Origin of the sequence: Candidatus Magnetaquicoccus inordinatus (genome assembly GCF_004217665.1) — a bacterium.
GTDB classification, from domain to species: domain Bacteria; phylum Pseudomonadota; class Magnetococcia; order Magnetococcales; family Magnetaquicoccaceae; genus Magnetaquicoccus; species Magnetaquicoccus inordinatus.
The window spans coordinates 1-3,709 of sequence record NZ_RXIU01000282.1 but is presented as its reverse complement, the minus strand read 5'-3'; the positions used below and the strand labels follow the sequence as shown (position 1 = coordinate 3,709).

General features: G+C 50.2%; 2 protein-coding genes. Both read left to right on the top strand.

The features are described from left to right. Positions 1 to 201: 201 nt before the first annotated feature. Entirely contained in the window at positions 202 to 864 is a 663-nt protein-coding gene (locus EJP87_RS14640) for a TIGR04282 family arsenosugar biosynthesis glycosyltransferase (protein ID WP_130472603.1), read from the top strand. 241 nt (positions 865 to 1,105) lie between these two features. After that, positions 1,106 to 3,436, top strand: coding sequence for a DUF2235 domain-containing protein (locus tag EJP87_RS14635; RefSeq protein ID WP_130472602.1), 2,331 nt, complete (start codon positions 1,106 to 1,108; stop codon positions 3,434 to 3,436). The last annotated feature ends 273 nt before the right edge of the window (positions 3,437 to 3,709 follow it).

Sequence of the window (3,709 nt, the reverse complement as noted above, 5' to 3'; positions counted from 1 at the left end):
ACGATTTTTCAGCACGACGGAACGGCGTAGCCTTGTTTAGTCCACCGGCATAGCCGGTGGCTTACCTGTTGGAGTTACGTAATCTTTTGCCTTTGGCGCGCTTTACACACGAAGCCGACGCGCCTTTTGCGTCGGCGCAGCGCCGCAAATATTTACATACTCATTTACTTGCAAATTGCTATCAGATCTCACGCCAACTCCATGCGTCTCCTCATTTTTGCCAAAGCCCCCTCTCCCGGCCTAGCCAAAACCCGCCTGCAGCCCATTTTGGGGGCAGAAAAAACGGCTGCATTGGCTCATTTGATGTTGCAGCACACTCTGGCTGCTGCCCTGGAGGCCAATCTGGGAGAGGTTGAATTGCTGCTCGAACCCGCCTACCCCGCCCCACCATGGCCACAAATGGCATTCCCAAAGCAGGTGCGCCTCTCTGCACAAGGTCCAGGAAATTTAGGAGAGCGAATGGCTCGTGCAGCCCAACGCGCTCCTGGAGCAATGCTCTTGCTCGGAACCGATTGCCTGGAGATGCACAGTCACTTACTGCAAGAGGCAGCCCAACTGCTGCGTCAACATCAGGCCGTACTCTATCCCACCCATGATGGTGGATATGCCCTGCTCGGCCTGCAACAATGCGCCCCCAATCTCTTTTCCGATATACCCTGGAGCACATCTGCCGTCGCCGCTATCACACTCTCCCGCCTGCAACAACTACAGTGGTGCTTCCATGTTGGTACAACTTTGCATGATCTGGACACCCCGGAAGATCTGCTTCAACTCATCGCATCCCACCCCAGCTCCCAACCCCTCTATGCAGCTCGCAGCTTGGCAACCAGCATACGTTCATGGCTTGGCACAGCCATAAACTGACTGCACGAGTCTCACGCAAGAAATATGGTTGTATTCAATCAACCGCTCTTGCAAAAAGTAAAAGCCATTTTTATACTTGCGATATTTTTACTATCTTCATTTTCCCCTCAACTCTCTTTCATGCAAAAGAGGGATAATGATGAATTGGGATACACTCTAAACACACATCTTGCAATAGCCAGGGTATCTTGAAAGCACACTATATACCTATAGCCAACACAATGAGGGAGGGAAAACAGCAATGGCTCAAAACCTTATCGTCTGCTCAGACGGTACCGGCAATAAAGGGGGTTATGGGGCAGACAGCAATGTCTTCAAAATATATCAATATCTCGATCTCCGCGAAAAACCACATCTGAGCGATGCACAACCTCCCAACAACAGACAACAAAAGGCCATCTATGACCATGGGGTCGGTACCAGCAACTTTGCTCCCTTAAAGGCACTGGGTGGGGCAATCGGTTTGGGATTCAAAAAAAATGTCCTGGATGGCTATAATTTTCTCTGCCGCCACTATAAAAAAGATGACCATATCTATCTGTTCGGCTTCAGTCGCGGCGCCGCAACCGTGCGCGCCCTCGCCGGTCTTATCCAAACCTGTGGCCTGATCGACTGCACCAACCCAGATATGTTATCCAAACCAATTGATGCTCTGCTGCAGGAAGCCTATACACTCTATCGGCAATACCAGGATGACCCACTGCACAATAAACTCGCAGATTGGCGCAGCACGCATCCTGTTCACTGTTTTCACAATGGTGAAAATATTATCCATTTTATGGGCATCTGGGATACCGTCTCCGCCCTGGGCTTCCCGGAAAAGATGGGACAGGGCATGGGGCTTTTGTTCGACGGATTGAATGGATTGCTGAAAAAAATCGGCTGGATCAAACATCGCTACCAAGCCGATCTGGCCGTCAAACAGGTGTTTCACGCCTTGGCCATCGATGACAACCGCGTCGCCTTTATGCCACAAATCTGGAATGAACAGACCCAATGCCGACAGAACATGCCGAAAATTGAACAGGTTTGGTTTGCCGGTTGCCACTCGAATGTCGGAGGCGGCTATCCGCGCGCTGGTCTCTCCAACGTCGCACTCTATTGGATGATGCGCTGGGCGGAATCACAAGGACTGCAATTCAGCGACAATGCTGTGGCAACAGTGCGTGCACAGGCCAATGTCGATGATATTCTCTACAACCCCAGAGATGGCTTTGCCGCTCTATTTCGCTACTCGGCCCGAGATGTGGAAGAGCTCTGTTATGCGCCCGGTTCCAACAGTAAAAATGGCAAAATCACTGCGGGTAATATCAAAATTCATGACTCCGTCCTGCAACGCATGCGCGATGACATCCTGCAAGATTCCGGCGACCCCTTTGGCTACGCCCCTCCTTTCCTGCCAGAACAGTTCAAAATTGTCTCTGAGGCAGCGCAAGTGAGTGCAAACAGCAAACCGAATGACCCCTTTATTGCAGAATGCCGACAGGTCTCCTCTGTTACAGAACGGGTCGATTTGCGTAAAAAACTGCTCAAAATTGAAGGGAAAAGGCGCCTGCTCTTCTTCTTTTTTGGCTGGCTTGTCGGCTTTCTGGCTCTGTTCACTTGGTCACTGTGGCAAAATATTCCCCATAGCATGAGTTTCAGCAACTCAGATTGGCAAGCCTTCCCCTACAGCCTCTTGCAACATGTTGCTGAAGTCTTCTCCTATCTGCTGCCAGGAATGTTCAAACCCGTCATTTATTATATACTGGTGGGACATGCAGAATTGCTTTTATTGTTAACAGTCGTTGCTGGAGTCATGCTCTCTCTGAAAAAAAGGTTGGCCAAAAAATCGGCTCGCTTTGCAGTAGAAATGCGCACACTTATCCTCAACCACAAACCCTGCCCTCAGAGTGCTCCCGATGCAAGCCAACAAACAAAGCCGACGGTCTGGTTTGATCACCGCAAAGGCTCTTGTCAGCAAACAGTGCGCACGATCTGTGGCTGGCTGTTTTTCCTGGTCGCCAGCATCTGGTTTATCGGCAATATGGCCTTTGCCCTGACCATCCATGAGCGCATGCCAACAGACAAAACCCGCTCCTTGTCCGCATCCGACTCTGCTAAAACCATTGCGGTATTTCCAAAACAATATTGGAATGCAAGCGGCATCAAACTGGAACAGGGAGTACACTATCAGATCGAACTGGATAAAAATTCATACTGGTATGATGAGAGCCAACAAGCCAATGCCTGGGGCTGGCTGAATTGGCAGAATGCCGGATGGCACCTCAAAATAGCTGCCCATCTGTGGGCGCGTGTTCCTGAACAACCACTCTTTCTCTTAATGGCCACCATCAAAGAGAGCAATTGTCAGCAACAAATCGGCAGATCCTGTGGCAGCAAAACCATTTCACTTGCTCCAGACCCAGAAACTGCCTGCAATGCCGATAAAGATTCAGGCAAAGTAACCTATAACTTTATTGCCCCCATCACCGGCGACCTCTTTACCTTTGCCAATGATCTGCCCTTTTTGTACGGTAATAACGGTACAAAAGCTCTGCACTTTACCATCCGCCGCCTGCCAGCCGAATAAGAACAACCTCTGATCGCAGGGCGATCGCATTTGAAAACCAAAAAATTATTATGGAGGTCCAGGAGGAGATTATCTCCTCCTGGTGGGTGCAGGGCAAAGCCCCATAAGTGTTAACCTATTTACTGTAAGCTAGATTCTGTGCTATGCTTCGGTCACTATGACTAAGCCAATCGCACTGACGGATGAAAACTGGGACTTCGTTCTCTCTATGTTTCCCACTGGTTGGGAATCGCTCGCCTGGGCAACGAAGGCGGTTCAGCATTTCAGGGGGGG